We start from the raw sequence: 17,078 nt of genomic DNA, 5'->3' as shown, positions 1-17,078 counted from the left end.
TCGACCGCCACCAGCTGTCGATGCAGGACGCGCCATGCGGGTTCGCCTGGAAGATGTGGCACGCGCCGCGGGGGTGTCGCCCAAGACCGTCTCCCGCGTGCTCAACGACGAAGCGAACGTGCGTGGCCCCACGCGCGAGAAGGTGCTTGCCGCGATGGCGGCGATGGACTATCGCCCGCACCAGCCGGCGCGCAGCCTGGCGAGCAACCGCTCGTTCCTGATCGCGATGCTCTACGACAACCCTTCGTCGAACTACCTCACCGAGATCCAGGCCGGCGTGCTGGAGGCCTGCGACCTGCACCACTACAGCATGATGGTGCGGCCGCTTCACGTGGAGGAAACCGGCTTCGTCGACCGCGTCGACCGGCTGCTCTCGCACCACCGCCCCGACGGCCTGCTGCTGACGCCGCCGATCACCGACAACCCCGCGCTGCTGCAGCGCCTGCTCGAGCGGCGCGTGCTCTATGCCAGCGTTTCGCCGATCGAGCGCGGCGGCACCATCGGCGCCTTCATCGACGAACCGGAAGCGGCGCGCCAGATGATGGCGACGCTGCTGGCGCTGGGCCACCGGCGCATCGCGCACGTCATCGGGCATCCGGACCACGGCGCCAGCCAGTGGCGTCTGGCCGGCTATCGCGCGGCGCTCGCCGAGGCCGGACTGCAGCGCGACCCGGAACTGGAAGTGCCGGGCGACTTCTCCTTCGGCAGCGGCGTGGCGGCGGCGCGGCGGCTGTTCTCGCTGCCACGCGGACGCGGGCCGACGGCGGTGTTCGCGGCCAACGACGACATGGCCGCCGGCGTGATCTGGGCGGCCGGCGAGCACGGCCTGTTGGTGCCCCGGGACGTTTCGGTCTGCGGCTTCGACGACACCCCGATCGCGCGCCAGATCTGGCCCACGCTCACCACCATCCACCAGCCCAGCCGCGAAATGGGCCGCATCGCCGCGCTGCAGTTGCTCGACACCCTGCGCGGGCGGCCCGGCGCGATGGTGCAGGCCACGTTCTCGCTGGAAGTGCGCGAGTCCACCGCCCAGGCGGCGTAAGGGAAAGAACGTGTAAGAAATTTGTTGCAAGGCAAATTGACAGCGCTGTCAAAGCAAGGCAAACATGTGCCCCGCTTGCGGCAAGATGCCCGCGGGTGCAAGGCACACAAGTGGGGCGCAACAAGGGCGAAGCGGCAGGCCGCGCGCGCGGTCCATGCCGTCTGAACATCACTTATGCGGGGAGCGAAGCTGATGAACAAGCACGTGCGACTGGCCTTATCCGCGGCAATAGCCGCCTGCCTGATGCCCAGCATCGCGCTGGCGCAGAACGATGATCAGGCGCAGAACACGGCGCCGCAAACCGACGCCACCCAACCGGCCAATGCCCAGGCGCAGCAACAGCCGCCCAGCAAGGCGAGCGCCAAGAACCTCGAGCAGGTCGTGGTGACGGGCAATACCGCCACCGGCGGCCTGCGCAAGATCGACACCAGCTACTCGGTCACCACGGCCACCGCCGAACAGATCCGGCTGGCCAATCCCAAGAGCACGGCCGACCTGTTGAAGATCTCCCCCGGCCTGTGGCCCGAGTCCACCGGCGGCCAGACCGGCGCCAACATCGAAATCGCGGGCTTCCCCGGCGGCGGCGATGCGCCGTACTTCAGCACCCAGATGATGGGCTCGCCGCTGTACGGCATGCCCACGCTGTCGTTCTTCGAGACCACCTCGATCTTCCGCCTCGACGACACGGTCGACCGCGCCGAGATCGTGCAGGGTGGCCCGTCGGTCGTATTCGGCGACGGCCAGATCGGCGCGACCGCCAACTTCATCCTCAAGCAGGGTACCGAGGTGCCTTCGGGCAGCATCGGCGTGACCTACGGCAACGAGAACCTCAAGCGCGTCGACGGCTTCTTCGGCTTCCCGATCGCCAAGAACACCTACGGCAGCATCGGCGGCTTCTACCGCGACTCCGACGGTGTGCGCGATCCGAAGTTCGCGGCGGACAAGGGCGGCCAGCTCACCGGCACGTTCACCCACGACAGCGACAACGGCTCGATGACGCTGTACGCGCGCTACCTCAACGACCGCAACCAGTTCATCACGCCGATCCCGCTGATCCAGAGCGGCACGGACAACTTCAGCGCCTACCCGGGCTTCGATCCGCTCACCGACACCTACAACGGCCCGGCCATCCAGCACGTGTTCCTGCGCGGCTACCCGGGCGGCGGTCGCGACGCCAACCTGGCCAACGGCCGCGGCGCGAAGTTCGGCTTCTTCGGCGGCAACTTCGACTACGACCTGGGCAACGGCTGGAACCTGTCTGACAAGTTCCTCATCGACGGCGGCGATGTCGACACCAACGCGCTGTTCTCCGGCACCAACCCGGGCAGCCTCAACGACATGCTCTACACCGACCAGAGCCAGATCGGCGCGTTCAACCTGGCGCCCGGCTCGGCCACCGCGACCTATGTCGGCGGCGGCGCGGTCGATCCCAACCAGAGCGTGATCCACCAGGGCTGGTGGTTCATCCACAAGCACCTGAAGAACATCAACAACGACTTCCGCCTGAGCAAGGAAATCTTCGAGGGCAATACGCTCACCGCCGGCCTGTACCTGGCGCACTACACGATGGACGACGAATGGGCGCTGGGCAACCAGATGCTCATGACCAACACGCCCAACGCGCGGCCAATCACGGTCAGCTACGTCGATGCCAATGGCGTCAACCAGCTCACCGACAACCAGGGCTTCCTGGACTACGGCGGCTACAACATCGCCCAGCACGGTGTCGCCAACAACAAGGCGTTCTACCTGTCCGACATCTGGCGCGTGGGCAAGTGGCTGATCGATCTGTCCGGGCGCATCGAGAACCAGGACGCCTACAACGACGTGTGCAATTTCCAGAGCGACGGGCGCGTGGATGCGGACGGTAATCCGGTCACCGGCGTCATTGACCTCGATGGCAACCCTCGGACGATCTATGATAACGCGGTGCCTGTGTGCGACGGCACCTTCGACCACACGCGTTACGACAAGACCCATCCGTCGTGGACCTTCGGCGTCAACTATGAGCTCGCCGACAACATGAGCGTGTACTTCCGCGCCAACCGCGGTGCGCACTTCGACGACTTCGACAACGGCATCCGCGGCAACGTCACGGGCAACACCGCGCCGATCCAGAAGATCCAGAACTTCGAAGGTGGCTTCAAGTACCAGAGCGAGCAGTTCTACGCTGACATCACCGTGTACCACCGCCAGTTCAACGGCCTGCTGTACCAGCCGACCGACGCGGCGGGCGTGCCGAACGGGCCGCAGAGCACCTATGGTTCCGATTCGAAGGGCGTGAACATCAACACCGCCTGGAGCCCGATCGAGCACCTGAAGTTCCAGCTGGTCGGCAACTACCTGGACGGCGTGTACTCGCACAACCGCTCGTGCCTGCCCTACACCAACCCGGTCGCCGGCGACGGTTGCGCGAACATCAACGGCGTACAGCTGCAGCGTCAGCCGAAGGTGCGCTACATGTTCACGCCCAGCTACGACATGCCGTTCGGCTGGGGCGACGTGCTGGCCTTCGTGACCTTCACGCATGTCGGCCCGCATACCCAGGACATCTCCGGGCTGCAGCAACTGGGCAGCTACCACACCTGGGACTTCGGCATCGTCGCCAATATCCAGCAGAGCTGGCAGGTGCGCCTGCAGGGCACCAACATGACCAACGAGCTGGGCCTGACCGAAAGCAACTCGCGCATCTTCGGTTCGGCTGCCGGCACCACCGGCGTGATCCTGGCCCGTCCGCTGGAAGGGCGCGAGGTCAACCTGCAAGTGAAGTACATGTTCTGAAGCACCCCGGATTGCCTGCGCCCTGCCGGTGGCGGGCGCAGGCGCCTTTTTCGGGTTCCCGGGATGGAACCCGGAACGGCCCGGGCGTCATTCCCGCGAAAGCGGGAAATCCATGGCCGCCCTCGACGAGCGTGGCATCGAAGACCAGCAGTCGCAGTTGAAAGGCGCCTCCCGCTTCCGCGGGAATGACGGCCAGGCGGTGCCGCCCTTGCACAAGCCCGGCAGCAAAGAGGAGTGCCCATGAAGCGCTTTCCCGTCGGACTCGCGGTGTTCCCGCTCGTCGTTGCGTTGGTTGCCACGCCGGCCTTCGCCGCCACTGATCCGAGCTTCCAGTTCACGGCGACAGCCAAGGACTTCGGCAACTACTTTCCGAGCTACCTGGCCAACGGCTACTTCTCCACCATGACCTCGCCGCGCGGCACCGAGCCCAGCGCCGCGTACATGGTCGCGTTCATGGACTACAAGCCGGGCGATATCTCGCGCCCGGCGGCGATTCCCGGCTGGAGCGAGATCGACTACAACCCCGGCGGCGGCTGGCTCAACCGCACGCGGCTGGACGCGGGCATCTTCCAGCACTACGCGCAGACGCTGGACATGCAGGGCGCCACGCTGACCACGCGCTACCGCTTCGCCTATGCGAACAAGGCCAGCGACATCCAGGTCACCTCCTTCGTCAGCCAGGCCTCGCCGCACCTGGCGGCCACGCAGATCGCCATCACCCCGCGGTTCGACGGCCCGGTGCAGCTGAGCTTCCCGCTGCGGCTGTGGTCCGAACACCAGCCGCGCTTCCCGATCGCCAGCATGGGCGGGGAGGAGATGATCGCGGCGGTGATCGCCAGCGGACAGAGCCTGGACAACAAACCGGTGCCCACGCCCGACCGTGCACCGGTCTGGTATCCGGGCTACACGCAGGTGCTTTCCGCCGATGGCGATGCCAGGGCGCTGACGCTCGCGCTGAAGGGCAGGGCGCAGCATGGGCTTGGCATGGCGGAGGCCGCCGCGATCGGCCTGCCCGAGGGCCTTTCGCCCGATACGGTGAAGCTGGAACGGACGCCGACCAAACTCTCGATCGAGATCACCGCGACGTTGCACAAGGGCCAGCGCTACGTCTTCACCAAATACCTGGCGCTCTCGCGCGACGGCTGGGGCGACGACAAGGACGTGCTTGCCCTGGCGAGCGCCGCGCGCACGACCGGTTTCGATCGCCTGCTCGCCGACCACCAGGCCGCCTGGCACGCGCTGTGGCAGTCCGACATCGTGATCGACGGCAACCCGGCGGTGCAGAAGGCGGTGCATTCGGACCTCTACTACCTCTTGTCCAACAGTACCGTCGACACCGCCTGGCCGATGGGCGCCTGCGCGCTGACGCCCAACTACGCGGGCCATGCGTTCTGGGACAGCGACTCGTGGGTGTTCCCGGCGCTGTTGCTGCTGCATCCGGAGCGCGCCAAGCCGATCGTGATGTTCCGCGACCGCACCACCGAACCGGCGCGGGCGCGCGCCCGCCAGTACGGCGTCAAAGGCACCATGTACCCGTGGGAGGCCGATCCGCAGACCGGCGTGGACGTCACGCCGCACTTCGCGTGGGAGGTCTACCGCGAGGTACACGTCAACGCCGACATCGCCATCGCGCAGTGGCAGTACTACCTCGCCACCGGCGACGAGGCGTGGCTGAAGACGCAGGCCTGGCCGGTGCTGGAGGGCATCGCCACCTTCTGGACCAGCCGCGTCACCTATGACAAGGCGCACGACCGCTACGAGATCCACCACGTCACCTCGCCCGACGAGGCCTACAACGACGTGCCGAACGACTCGTTCACCAATGCCGCCGCGCGCAAGGCGCTGCAGATCGCGGTGAAGGCGGCGCGCGTGGTCGGCGCCGAGGCCGACCCGCGCTGGAGCGAGATCGCCTCGAAGATGTACATCCCCTTCGACGAGGCCGAGCAGCGCCACCTGGACTTCGACAAGTCGGTGCCGCACGACAAGATCACCTGGATGGGCTCCTCGCTGGTCTGGCTGATGTATCCGAACCTGGACCTTCCGATGTCGCCGCAGGTGCGCCGCAACGACTTCCAGTTCCAGTTGCAGGAACTGAAGAGCCACGGTGACGACCCGAACGAGATGATGATGGTGATGATGGCCGTCGGCGCCGCGGAACTGGGCGATGCGGCCGCCGCCGGTGCATGGATCGAGCGCAACCTGGTCGGCTTCCTCAAGGCCCCGTTCAACGTGCGCACCGAGACCGCCGCCAACAACGCCGGGTACATCCTCGCGACCTCGTCCGGCTTCCTGCAGAGCATGCTGTACGGCCTCACCGGCCTGCGCATCGACGATGACGGCCTCAGCGAGAGATACGCGCCGGTGCTGCCGCCGGGCTGGAACGGCCTGACGCTCAAGGGCGTGCATTTCCGCGGGAAGCGCTTCGACATCCACGTCGGGCGCGGCGCCGACGGCAAGGTGCAGCTGGTACGCAAGGCGGCGCCATGAACCGCGATCCCTGCAGGAGCGCCCTTGGGCGCGACCGCCATGCCCGGGTCGCGCCCGGGGGCGCTCCTGCAACCACGCTGTTCGGCAAGGGATCGCTCGAGGGCATCGCCCTCTGGATGCTGTGGCTGATCGCCTGCGCCGCCCTCGCACTTTCCGCGCCGGCCGCCGCCACCGACCCGAGCTTCCTGCTCACCGCCACCGCCCGCGACTTCCCCACGTACTTTCCGACCCAGCTCGGCAATGGCTATGTGGCCACACTTAGTGCCCCGCGCGGCACCGAGGACAACCTGTCCTACATGGCCGCCTTCATGGACTACGCCGAGGGCGATGTCTCCCGTCCCGCGGCGATACCCGGATGGAGCGGCATCGACTACAGCACCGGCACTTCGTCTTCCGGGCATTTCTGGCTCAACCAGGTCGCGCTCGATCCAACCGTGTTCGGTGACTACCGACAGGTTCTGGACCTGCACGACGGCACGCTGACCACGCGCTACCGCTACGACGACCACGGCCGCGCCACGCGCATCGAGGTGGTCTCGCTGGTCAGCCAGGCCTCGCCGCACCTGGCGGCAACACAGCTGTCGATCACGCCCGAGTTCGACGGCGAGGTGGAGCTGTCCTTTCCGCTCGCGTTGTGGGCGCCGCACCAGCCGCGCTTCGACCTGGCCCGCCTCACCGGCGAGCAGATGCAGGAGGCGGTGGCGGCGAACAACCTCAAGCTCGAGCCTATCCCGCCGGCCACGCCCGACCGCGCCCCGCTGTGGTACCACGGCGACACCCACGTGCTCGACGCGCACGGCGATGCCAAGGGGCTGACCCTCTCGCTGGACGGTCGCGCCGAACAGGGATTGTCGATGGCCGAGGCGGTCGCCGTGGCGCTACCCGAAGGCCTCGCACCGAGCAGTGCCCGCGTCTACCGAAGCCCGTGGCGGCTTTCCCTCGAACTGAAGGCGAAGGTGCGCAAGGGCCACACCTACGCCTTTGGCAAGTTCGTGGCGCTGTCGCGCGAGGGCTGGGGTGGCGACGCCAAGGCAGACCTGGCGCTGGTGCGGCAGGCGCGCGCGAACGGCTTCGCGCGCCTGCGCGAAGGCCACGTCGCCGCTTGGCACGACCTGTGGCGCTCCGACATCCGGATCGAGGGCGATCCGGAATCCCAGCGCATGGTGCACTCGGACTTGTACTACCTGCTGTCGAACGTCACGCCCGGCACCGCATGGCCCAGTGGCGCCTGCGGCCTGACGCCGGGCTATGCCGGGCACGTGTTCTGGGACAACGACACCTGGGTGTTCCCGGCGCTGCTGCTGTTGCATCCGGAGCGCGCGCGATCGCTGGTCGACTTCCGCAGCCGCACGCTGCCCGCTGCCCAAGCGCGCGCCCGTGAGCGTGGGCTGCGCGGCGCGATGTATCCGTGGGAGTCCGACCCGCAGCACGGCACCGAGCAGACGCCGCACCCGGCCTACGTGCTGGGCGAGCGCGAGATCCACGTCAATGCCGACGTGGCCATCGCGCAGTGGCAGTACTGGCTGGCCAGCGGCGACAAGGGCTGGCTGCGCGACCATGGCTGGCCGGTGATCCGCGCGGTCGCCGACTTCTGGGCCAGCCGCGCGACCTGGGTGCCTGAGCGCAAGCGCTATGAAATCCCGCACGTCACCTCGGTGGACGAGGACTACAATGACGTGCCCAACGACACTTTCACCAACGTCTCGGCGCGCAAGGCGCTGCGGCTGGCGGCGCAGGCCGCCGCAGTGCTGGGCGAGAAGGCCGATCCGCGCTGGGCGGAGGTCGCGGGCAAGCTGTACATCCCATTCGACGCGAAGACCGGGCATCACCTGGACTTCGATCCGTCGGTGCCGCACGACATCGATTCCTGGGGCGGCAGCTCGTTGCCGATGCTGGTCCTGCCTTCGCTGGACCTGCCGATGGAGCCGGGCGTGCGGCGGCGCGACTACGACTACTCGCTGGCGCCGATCACGCAGTCGCACCGCGATCCGAACAGCATGGGTCTGGCGCCGCTGGCGATCTACGCGGCCACGCTGGGCGATGCCGCCGGGGCCAATGCGTGGTTCCAGCGCAACCTCCATGCCGGCGTGATGCAGCCGCCGTTCAACGTGCGCACCGAGACGCCGAACAACAACACGGGATACTTCATCACCGCCGCCGGGGGGCTGCTGCAGACCATCGAGTACGGCTTCACCGGCCTGCGCCTGCAACCCGGCGGCCTGGTCGCAGCCTATCCGCCGGTGCTGCCGCCGACGTGGCACGCCTTCACGCTGACCCACGTAGCGTTGCGTGGTGCGTACTACGACATCACCGTGAGCCGCGATCGGAACGGACGCGTCGCGCTCACGCGCCGACCCGCGGAGGACCGGCCATGAACGCCCGCGCCTTGTTCACGGTTCTGGCTTGCCTGTTCGCGGTCGCGGCCTGGGCCGATGAGCAGGCCGGGGTAAGGCCCGACGGCACGGTGACCGCCGCTTCGGTGGCGATCCCGTATTCGCAGTTCGCTTCGCCGCAGGCGCGCGCGTTCTTCCCCCGGATGCTGGCGGCGGGTGCCCAGTCGCCGCCTCTCAGCGCGCCGATCGAGCAGAGCCGGCGCTTCTACGATCGCCTCAACAGCGACCGCGCCGCGCGTATGCGCAAGCTCTATCCGGTCACCGTCCGGCACGAAACCATCGCCGGCGTCGGCGCCGACGTGGTGCTGCCCGAACAAGGCGTCAGCGCGGCCAATCGTCATCGCGTGCTGGTCAACCTGCACGGTGGCGCTTTCCTTTGGGGCGCCGGCAGTGGCGGTCTCGTCGAAGCGATTCCGGTCGCCAGCCTGGGCCGGATCGAGGTCATCACGCTGGATTACCGGCAGGGGCCCGAGCACACCTTCCCCGCCGCCAGCGAAGACGTCGAGGCCGTCTACCGCAAGCTGCTCCAAACCCATCGGCCAAGCGAGATCGGCATCTACGGCTGCTCGGCCGGCGGCATCCTGACCGGCGAGGCGGTGGCCCGCTTCATCGCCGACAAGGTGCCCGTGCCCGGCGCGATCGGCACCTTCTGCGGCTCGCTGGTAACCATCGCCGGCGACTCGGCCTACGTCGGGCCGTTGCTCAACGGGCAGGGCGTGCCGGCGGAGCCGCTGGACCTCGCTACGTTGCCGTATTTCCACGGCATCGACGCCAGCGACCCGAGGGTGCAGCCGGGCCTCTCGCCCGAATTGCTCAAACATTTCCCGCCGACCCTGCTGATCACCGGCACGCGCGACATGGCGATGAGCTCGGTGGTGCACAGCCAGACGCTACTGACCGAGGCCGGCGTCGAGGCCGAGCTGCACGTGTGGGAAGGCATGTGGCATTCGTTCTTCTCCGACCCCGAGCTGCCCGAGTCGCGGCAGGCCTACCGCACCATCGTGGCGTTCTTCGAGCGCCACCTCGCCCCACCGCAAGAGGAAGCCCATCCATGAAGACCCGTCCGCGGATCGTCTCCCTGCTCGGCGCCATGGCGCTCGTGCTCTCCAACGCGGCGAGCGCCGCCAGCCCCAGCCCGGCGAAGACAGAGACCTACATCCACAAGGCTTGGGACACCCTCACGCGCTCGCTGGACGATTGCTCGGCGCTGCACGATCCGAAGATGGACGCGCGTCCGGTGCTCTACCTGCCGGCGGGCCTGGACAAACCCGCGGGGATCGACGACATCGCCAGGCGCTGCAAGGTCGAAGTACGCACGCTGCCCCGGCGCATCGAGCGGCTCGGCGACCTGATGCCTTCGAAGCTTCCGGCCGAGGGTCTGCTCTACCTGCCCAGGCCCTACGTGGTACCGGGCGGGCAGTTCAACGAGATGTACGGCTGGGACAGCTATTTCATTCAGCTGGGCCTGCTCGCCGACCACCGCGATGACCTGGCGCGCGACATGACCGACAACATGCTGTTCGAGGTCGAGCACTACGGCGGCGTGCTCAACGCCAACCGCACCTACTACCTGACCCGCTCGCAGCCGCCGTTCCTCAGCCGCATGGTCGCCGACGTGCTGGCCGCCCACGGCGCCTTCAAGGACGAGGCCGAGCGACACGCCTGGCTGGTGCACGCCTATCCGCTGGCGGTGTCGAACTACCGCATCTGGACGCGACCGGAGCACCGCGCGGGCGACACCGGACTGGCGCGCTACTTCGACCTGGGCGCCGGCCCGGTGCCGGAGATGCACGGCAGCGAGTACTACCGCGGCGTGATCGCGTGGGTGCTGGCCCATCGGAAGGCCGATCCCGGCTATCTGGTGAAGGCCTCGGAACATCCGGATGCCACGGAAGCGGCGAAGCTCAAGACCGCGAGCTGCGATACCGGGGCGTCCGACGTCTGCGCCGGCGCCTGGGCCCAGGGCTACCGGCTGAGCGCCGACTACTACCTGGGTGACCGCGCGATGCGCGAGTCCGGCTTCGACACCAACTTCCACTTCGGTCCCTACGGTGGCACCACGCACCACTACGCCGGCGTGGGCCTCAACAGCCTGCTCTACCGCTACGAGCGCGACCTGCACGACCTTGCCCTGCAACTGGGCAAGGTGGCCGAGGCGCAGCAATGGGCCGAGGCCGCTGCGCGGCGCAAGGCGGCGATGAACAAATACCTGTGGCAGCCGCAGCAGGGCATGTACATGGACTACGACTTCATCGCCGGCAAGCCATCGACGCAGCCTTATGTCACCACGTACTGGCCGCTGTGGGCGGGGCTTGCCTCCAGGGAGCAGGCCGCCTCGCTGGATAAGCACCTGGCCGTTTTCGAGCGCAAGGGCGGCCTGTCGATGGACAACCTGAGCAGCGGCGCGCAATGGGACGAGCCGTTCGGCTGGGCGCCCACCAACTGGCTGGCGATCTCGGGCCTGGACGCCTACGGCTTCCGTGACGATGCGCAACGCCTGGCGCACAAGTTCATGGCCACCGTGGAGACCGGCTTCGCCCACGACGGCACGATCCGCGAGAAATACAACATGGCGCTCGGCAACGCGGACGTCAAAATCACCGCCGGCTACACCACCAACGTGATCGGTTTCGGCTGGACCAACGCGGTCTACCTCAAGCTGCATCAGCTGCTGCAAGGCGCGCCGGCACGGGTGCCTGCCACCGCGCGCAGCGCCGAGGCGCCGGCGGTGCACTGATCAGGCGGTTCACGGGCGACGGCCGGCTGCTGCGCTATCCTTGCCGGCCTTTTCGCCCACGTCCCAAGGGATTGCCATGACCATCAACGTCACGTTCGAGACCAATCGCGGCCCGATCCACCTGCGCCTGCACGAGGACAAGGCGCCGGTGACCGTCGCCAATTTCGTCAACCTGGCCCGCCGCGGCTATTACGACGGGCTGTCGTTCCACCGCGTCATCAACGATTTCATGATCCAGGGCGGTTGCCCGCTGGGCACCGGCACCGGCGGCCCCGGCTACAAGTTCGAGGACGAGTTCCACCCCTCGCTGCGCCACGACAAGCCGGGCGTGCTGTCCATGGCCAACGCCGGCCCGCGCACCAACGGCAGCCAGTTCTTCATCACCCACGGCCCGACCCCGTGGCTGGACGGCAAGCACAGCGTGTTTGGCGAAGTGGTCGGCGGTGACGACCAGAAGGTGGTCAACGCGATCCGCCAAGGCGACACCATCGAGCGTGTGGCCGTCGAAGGCGACGTCGATGCGCTGATGGCCGCGCAGGCCGACCGCATCAAGGAATGGAACGAAAAGCTCGACCAGCGCGGTTGAGCCTTGTCGCGTGATCTGGTTTCCCTCCCCGACGCGATCGGGGAGGGAGAGGCCCGTCGCCTGGATCGAGCCCTCTCAGCTCTCCGGGACGAGATCGACACCACGCGTGCGTTATAGGAGCGCCCTGGGCGCGACTGGGTTGCGCCAACCGCGCCGTGCAACTCAGCTCGGCTCGGCCGTCCCATCCCCTGTACCGTTGGGCTTCGGGCCAGCGTGACGACCGAACCCTCTGGCTTTTCCGACCCTCTCCCCCGAGCTGCGTCCGGGGAAGAAAGCGCTTTCCGGCCGCGTGCTAAAATCCGCCGGTTACCTCACCCACACCCCCCGAGGAAGCCATGCCCCAGCTCGCCCAGCGTGTCGGTCGCGCCAAGCCCAGCGCGATCATGGTCATCGCCGAAAAGGCCAGGCAGTTGAAGGCGCAGGGCAGGGACATCATCAGCTTCTCGATCGGCGTGCCCAACTTCCTGCCCGGCGAGCACGTCTACGCCGCGGCGCGCGAGTCGCTCAGCCACGACTCGGGCCAGTACGGCAGCAACCGCGGCGCCGAGCCGCTGCTGGATGCCTTCCTCGAGCACATCGAGGCGCTGGGTTTCTCCGGCTACGGCCGCATGAACCTTTCCATCGGCATCGGCGCCAAGCAGGTGCTCTACAACCTGGCCGAGGCGCTGCTCGACGAGGGCGACGAGATCTGCTTCGCCGCGCCGTACTGGACGACCTACCGCGACATCGCCGACATCGTCGGCGCGAAGATGAACGTGCTGCCGTGCCCGTCGACGCAGAACTACAAGCTCGCACCGGCGCAGCTCGAGGAAGCCCTCAAGCGCAAGCCGAAGGTGTTCCTCTTCAACAATCCGTCCAATCCGACCGGCATGGTCTACACGGCCGAGGAAATCGCCGCGCTGGCCGACGTGCTCGTGCGCTATCCGGATACGTGGATCATCACCGACGACATCTACAACTCGATGGTGTTCGACGGTATCGGCTACCACAACTTCGTCTTTGCCCGACCCGAACTGCGCGAGCGGCTGGTGTTCGTCGATTCGGTGTCCAAGACCTACGGCATGCCCGGTTGGCGCGTGGGCATGCTGGCCGGCCCCGAGTCGGTGGCCAAGGCGGTCACTACGCTCAATTCCAATCACATCACCAGCGTGCCGGAAGTGATCACCGCCGCGGCGGTGGCCGCCTTCAGCGGTCCGCAGGACGTCCCGCAGGCCAAGTGCGCCGAATTCGCCGCCAAGCGCGACGTCGTGGTCGCCGCGCTGCGCGCGATTCCCGGCGTGGTCTGCCCGCGCCCGCAGGGTGCGTTTTATGCCTTCCCGGACATCTCCGTCGCCTTCGGCAAGTCGCACAACGGCATGCCCATCAACAGCGACGTGGACGTCTGCGCGGCGCTGCTCGAAGCCAAGGGCGTCGCCTGCGTGCCCGGCTCGGCCTTCGGCGAACCGCGTTCGCTGCGCATTTCCTACACCTGCCCGACCGCCCAGCTGGAGCCGGGTTTGAAGCGCATCCAGGAATTCTTCGCCGAACTGGCTTGACCTTCTCGATTACCAGCCTTGGTGGGCCGCAGTCCACCTCTTGAACCTTAAGGAGTGAAGTGATGAAAGCCCCCGTCCGAGTTGCCGTCACCGGCGCCGCTGGCCAGATCGGCTACGCGCTGCTGTTCCGCATCGCCGCAGGTGACATGCTGGGCAAGGACCAGCCGGTCATCCTGCACCTGCTGGAGATCACCCCGGCGCTGCCCGCGCTGCAGGGCGTGGTGATGGAGCTCAACGACTGCGCGTTCCCGACGCTCGCCGGCGTGGTGGCTACCGACGACCTCAACGTCGCCTTCAAGGACGTCGACTACGCGCTGCTGGTCGGCGCCCGTCCGCGCGGCCCCGGCATGGAGCGCAAGGATCTGCTGGAAGCCAACGGCGCCATCTTCGGCCCGCAGGGCAAGGCGCTGAACGACCACGCCAAGCGCGACGTGAAGGTGCTGGTGGTCGGCAACCCGGCCAACACCAACGCGCTGATCGCCCAGCAGAACGCGCCGGACCTGGACCCGAAGTGCTTCACCGCGATGGTGCGCCTGGACCACAACCGCGCGCTGTCGCAGCTCGCGGAGAAGACCGGCAAGCACTCGACCGACATCAAGAAGATGACCATCTGGGGCAACCACAGCTCCACGCAGTACCCGGACATCCACCACGCCACCGTGGACGGGAAGCCGGCGCTGTCGCTGGTCGACCAGGCCTGGTACGAAAGCGACTTCATCCCGACCGTGCAGCAGCGCGGCGCGGCCATCATCAAGGCCCGCGGTGCCTCGTCGGCCGCCTCGGCCGCTTCGGCCGCGATCGACCACATGCGCTCGTGGGCGCTGGGTACGGAAGAGGGTGACTGGGTCTCGATGGGCATTCCGTCGGACGGCTCGTACGGCATCGCGCCGGGCGTGATCTACGGCTATCCGGTGACCGTGAAGGATGGCAAGTACGCCATCGTGCAGGGTCTGGAGACCGGCGATTTCTCGCGCGCCCGCATGGACGCGACCGACAAGGAGCTGCGCGAGGAGCGTGGCGGCGTCGAACACCTGTTCGCGAAGAAGTAAGGCTTCCGGGCCTGGTCAAAAAAGGGGCGGCCTTGGCCGCCCTTTTTCTTTTCCGGAGTGAGCAACGACGAAGCTTTCCACTGCTAGGCCGGAACTCCCCGCAAGCCCTGGCTGCTCACTCAGCCCTCGCCCCGGAGGGAAGAGGCGCGCGTCGGTAGCCGACCGGGATGCTTCGCGCGCCCGCGAGCCACGCCCTCTGCCCTCCGCGGAGAGGGTTGGGGTGAGGGGCCACGCTTGCGACAGCGCATGGAAGTTCGGCGCATGCTCTTGGCAGTCACGCGGGAAACCTCCCCGTCACCTGCGCCGTCGCGAATGGCCGGTTGTGCGGGTGCGCCTATCCCATCGCCTCGATCGCCGAGCGCACATACGCAAGCATCGCCGGATCCACCGAACTGCCGCTGCGCAGATCCGGCTCGTTCACGTAGGCCTCGCGGATGCGCGCGTGCGTGGCCGGATCGTCGCCGGCATAGGCGCGGAAGAGTTCCATCCAGCGCCGCGCCAACCGTTGGGCATGGGGATCGGTCGGCGGCACGCCCGCGTTGATGGCGCCACGCACTTCCGCAATGAGCGGCGGCCAGTCGTACATGTGAGCACCGTAATTCGCGCGCATGCGTTCCATGTCCGACGGACCCAGGTAACGCTCGAAGATCACCAGCCTCGCGTCTACCAGTGCCCGCTCGATGAAACGCTCCAGCGCAGGCGTGATGCCGTTGCGTTCGCGTATCCCCGGCTCGTTGTCCTGCATCGCCTTCAGGCGGGTGATGAAGCCGGGGTTGTTGCCCGTGCCCCGTTGGACCGCTTCCATCCACTGCAAGGCCAACGCATGCGCATACGGCGCCTCGGGCGTGACTCCGCGATCCATGGCGGCCTGTACTTCGCCGATCAGCGCATTCCAATGCGCCAATACATCCGGGTCGTTGTGCAAGGGCAGGCTTTGCAGCTCCTCGGGGGAGAAATATTTTTCGTACATGGTCATCAGTTCCAGCGTGTCCAGCCACTCGGCCAGGTCGGGGGACTGTCCGGCGGCCAGCTGCCCGCCAAGTGCAACCAGGCGGCTGCGCAGGCGGGCAGCGCGGTCGAGCTCGCGGTCGAGCTGGGCGATCTGGCGATCGATCAGCTCGCCCAGCGGTTGCTCGGGCCCGGACAGGACGGTTCCGATGTCGGCCAGCGGCAGGCCGAACTGTCGCAACGCCTGGATACGGTGCAGGCGTTCCACGTTGGTCCGGTCGTACAAGCGATAGCCCGCATCGGAGCGCAGCGAGGGCTTGAGCAGGCCGATGGCGTCGTAGTGGTGCAGCGTGCGGACGGTCAGTCCACAGCGGCGGGCGAGTTCGCCGACGGTCAGCGGCATGGTGGGTCTCCTCGGTGCGTGCCGGCAGGCTCCAGCCTCACGTTACGTGAGGGTCAAGTCCCGGGACAGGGGCAAGGGCGGACGGTGCGCTAAAATGGCGCTTTTCCCGCGGAGCCTTCCATGTCCCCCATCGCATCCCCCGGCGCCCGCTTCCGCGCCGCGCTGGCCGAAGAGCAGCCCCTGCAGGTGATGGGCGCGATCACCGCCTACGCCGGTTTGATGGCCAAGCGCGTCGGCTACAAGGCGCTTTACCTTTCCGGCGGCGGCGTGGCGGCCAATTCGCTGGGCATGCCGGATCTCGGCATCAGCACGATGGAGGACGTGCTTACCGACGCGCGCCGCATCGTGGACGCCACCCAGCTGCCGTTGCTGGTCGACATCGATACCGGCTGGGGTGGGGCATTCAACATCGCCCGCACGATCCGCTCCTTCATCAACGTCGGTGTGGCCGCCGTGCACATGGAAGACCAGGTGGGCCAGAAACGCTGCGGCCATCGTCCCGGGAAGGAAGTCGTGTCGAAGGCGGAGATGGTCGACCGGGTCAAGGCGGCGGTGGATGCGCGTACCGATGCGGGCTTCGTGATCATGGCCCGCACCGACGCGGCGGCCGTGGAAGGCATCGACGCGGCGATCGAACGCGCCTGCGCCTATGTCGAGGCTGGCGCCGACATGATCTTCCCCGAGGCGATGAAGACGCTGGACGACTACCGCCGGTTCAAGGCGGCGGTGAAGGTACCGATCCTGGCCAACCTCACCGAATTCGGTTCCACGCCGTTCTTCACTACCGACGAGCTGCGCTCGGCTGGCGTGGACATCGCGCTCTACTGCTGCGGCGCCTATCGCGCGATGAACAAGGCGGCATTGAACTTCTACGAAACCGTGCGCCGCGAAGGCACGCAGAAGGGCATCATCGATACCTTGCAGACGCGCGAGGAGCTGTACGACTTCCTGGGCTACCACGCCTACGAGGACAAGCTCGACGCATTGTTTTCCAAAGAGAGCTGATCAGGCTCCCTGTAAAGCGGACCCTGTCCGCGACCGTTCTGCCGCACATCCGGTCGCCGCACAGGGTGCACTCCTACAAGAGTCCCCGCCTGGCACCCAACCCTTGCATCCA

Annotated in this window: 12 protein-coding genes; 11 read left to right on the top strand and 1 reads right to left on the bottom strand. The window is 67.3% G+C overall.

The window, feature by feature from the left end:
• Positions 1-34: 34 nt before the first annotated feature.
• The 10 genes from LQ772_RS10785 to LQ772_RS10745 all read left to right on the top strand — a co-directional run bounded on the left by LQ772_RS10785 (position 35) and on the right by LQ772_RS10745 (position 14,610).
• Positions 35-1,042 (top strand): LacI family DNA-binding transcriptional regulator, encoded by a 1,008-nt coding sequence (locus LQ772_RS10785; RefSeq protein ID WP_231320773.1) that lies wholly within the window; start codon positions 35-37, stop codon positions 1,040-1,042.
• Between the two features lie 192 nt (positions 1,043-1,234).
• A complete protein-coding gene (locus LQ772_RS10780) occupies positions 1,235-3,823 on the top strand; it encodes a TonB-dependent receptor (RefSeq protein WP_231320771.1) in 2,589 nt (862 codons plus the stop codon).
• A gap of 112 nt (positions 3,824-3,935) precedes the next feature.
• Positions 3,936-4,067, top strand: a complete 132-nt coding sequence (locus LQ772_RS17345) for a hypothetical protein (RefSeq protein ID WP_256445224.1) — start codon at positions 3,936-3,938, stop codon at positions 4,065-4,067.
• Positions 4,064-6,310: a glycosyl hydrolase family 95 catalytic domain-containing protein gene (locus LQ772_RS10775; protein ID WP_231320769.1), complete on the top strand. Its 2,247-nt coding sequence runs from the start codon at positions 4,064-4,066 to the stop codon at positions 6,308-6,310. The genes LQ772_RS17345 and LQ772_RS10775 overlap by 4 nt, the downstream gene beginning before the upstream one ends.
• On the top strand, positions 6,307-8,685 hold the full coding sequence (locus tag LQ772_RS10770; RefSeq protein WP_231320767.1) for a glycoside hydrolase family 65 protein: 2,379 nt from the start codon (positions 6,307-6,309) through the stop codon (positions 8,683-8,685). The genes LQ772_RS10775 and LQ772_RS10770 overlap by 4 nt, the downstream gene beginning before the upstream one ends.
• Complete coding sequence (locus LQ772_RS10765; protein ID WP_231320765.1) at positions 8,682-9,758, top strand: alpha/beta hydrolase; 1,077 nt, start codon at positions 8,682-8,684, stop codon at positions 9,756-9,758. The genes LQ772_RS10770 and LQ772_RS10765 overlap by 4 nt, the downstream gene beginning before the upstream one ends.
• Positions 9,755-11,440 (top strand): trehalase family glycosidase, encoded by a 1,686-nt coding sequence (locus LQ772_RS10760; RefSeq protein WP_231320763.1) that lies wholly within the window; start codon positions 9,755-9,757, stop codon positions 11,438-11,440. The genes LQ772_RS10765 and LQ772_RS10760 overlap by 4 nt, the downstream gene beginning before the upstream one ends.
• Before the next feature lie 76 nt (positions 11,441-11,516).
• On the top strand, positions 11,517-12,026 hold the full coding sequence (locus LQ772_RS10755) for a peptidylprolyl isomerase (protein ID WP_231320762.1): 510 nt from the start codon (positions 11,517-11,519) through the stop codon (positions 12,024-12,026).
• Between the two features lie 335 nt (positions 12,027-12,361).
• A complete protein-coding gene (locus LQ772_RS10750; RefSeq protein ID WP_231320760.1) occupies positions 12,362-13,561 on the top strand; it encodes a pyridoxal phosphate-dependent aminotransferase in 1,200 nt (399 codons plus the stop codon).
• Positions 13,562-13,623: 62 nt separating this feature from the next.
• The gene (locus LQ772_RS10745) at positions 13,624-14,610 is read left to right on the top strand and encodes a malate dehydrogenase (protein WP_231320758.1); all 987 of its coding nucleotides are present in this window, start codon (positions 13,624-13,626) and stop codon (positions 14,608-14,610) included.
• Between the two features lie 334 nt (positions 14,611-14,944).
• Here the strand turns inward: LQ772_RS10745 and LQ772_RS10740 are convergent, their stop codons facing one another.
• Positions 14,945-15,961 (bottom strand): MerR family transcriptional regulator, encoded by a 1,017-nt coding sequence (locus LQ772_RS10740; protein ID WP_231320756.1) that lies wholly within the window; start codon positions 15,959-15,961, stop codon positions 14,945-14,947.
• 120 nt (positions 15,962-16,081) lie between these two features.
• On the opposite strand from LQ772_RS10740, the gene prpB reads away from it, so the two are divergent.
• A complete protein-coding gene (prpB, locus tag LQ772_RS10735) occupies positions 16,082-16,966 on the top strand; it encodes a methylisocitrate lyase (protein WP_231320754.1) in 885 nt (294 codons plus the stop codon).
• Positions 16,967-17,078: the final 112 nt, after the last annotated feature.

The sequence above is a fragment of the Frateuria edaphi genome, assembly GCF_021117405.1.
In the GTDB taxonomy this organism is placed as follows: domain Bacteria; phylum Pseudomonadota; class Gammaproteobacteria; order Xanthomonadales; family Rhodanobacteraceae; genus Frateuria_A; species Frateuria_A edaphi.
Note: the sequence above shows the minus strand (reverse complement) of the source record. Positions and strands in the feature narration are given on the sequence as shown.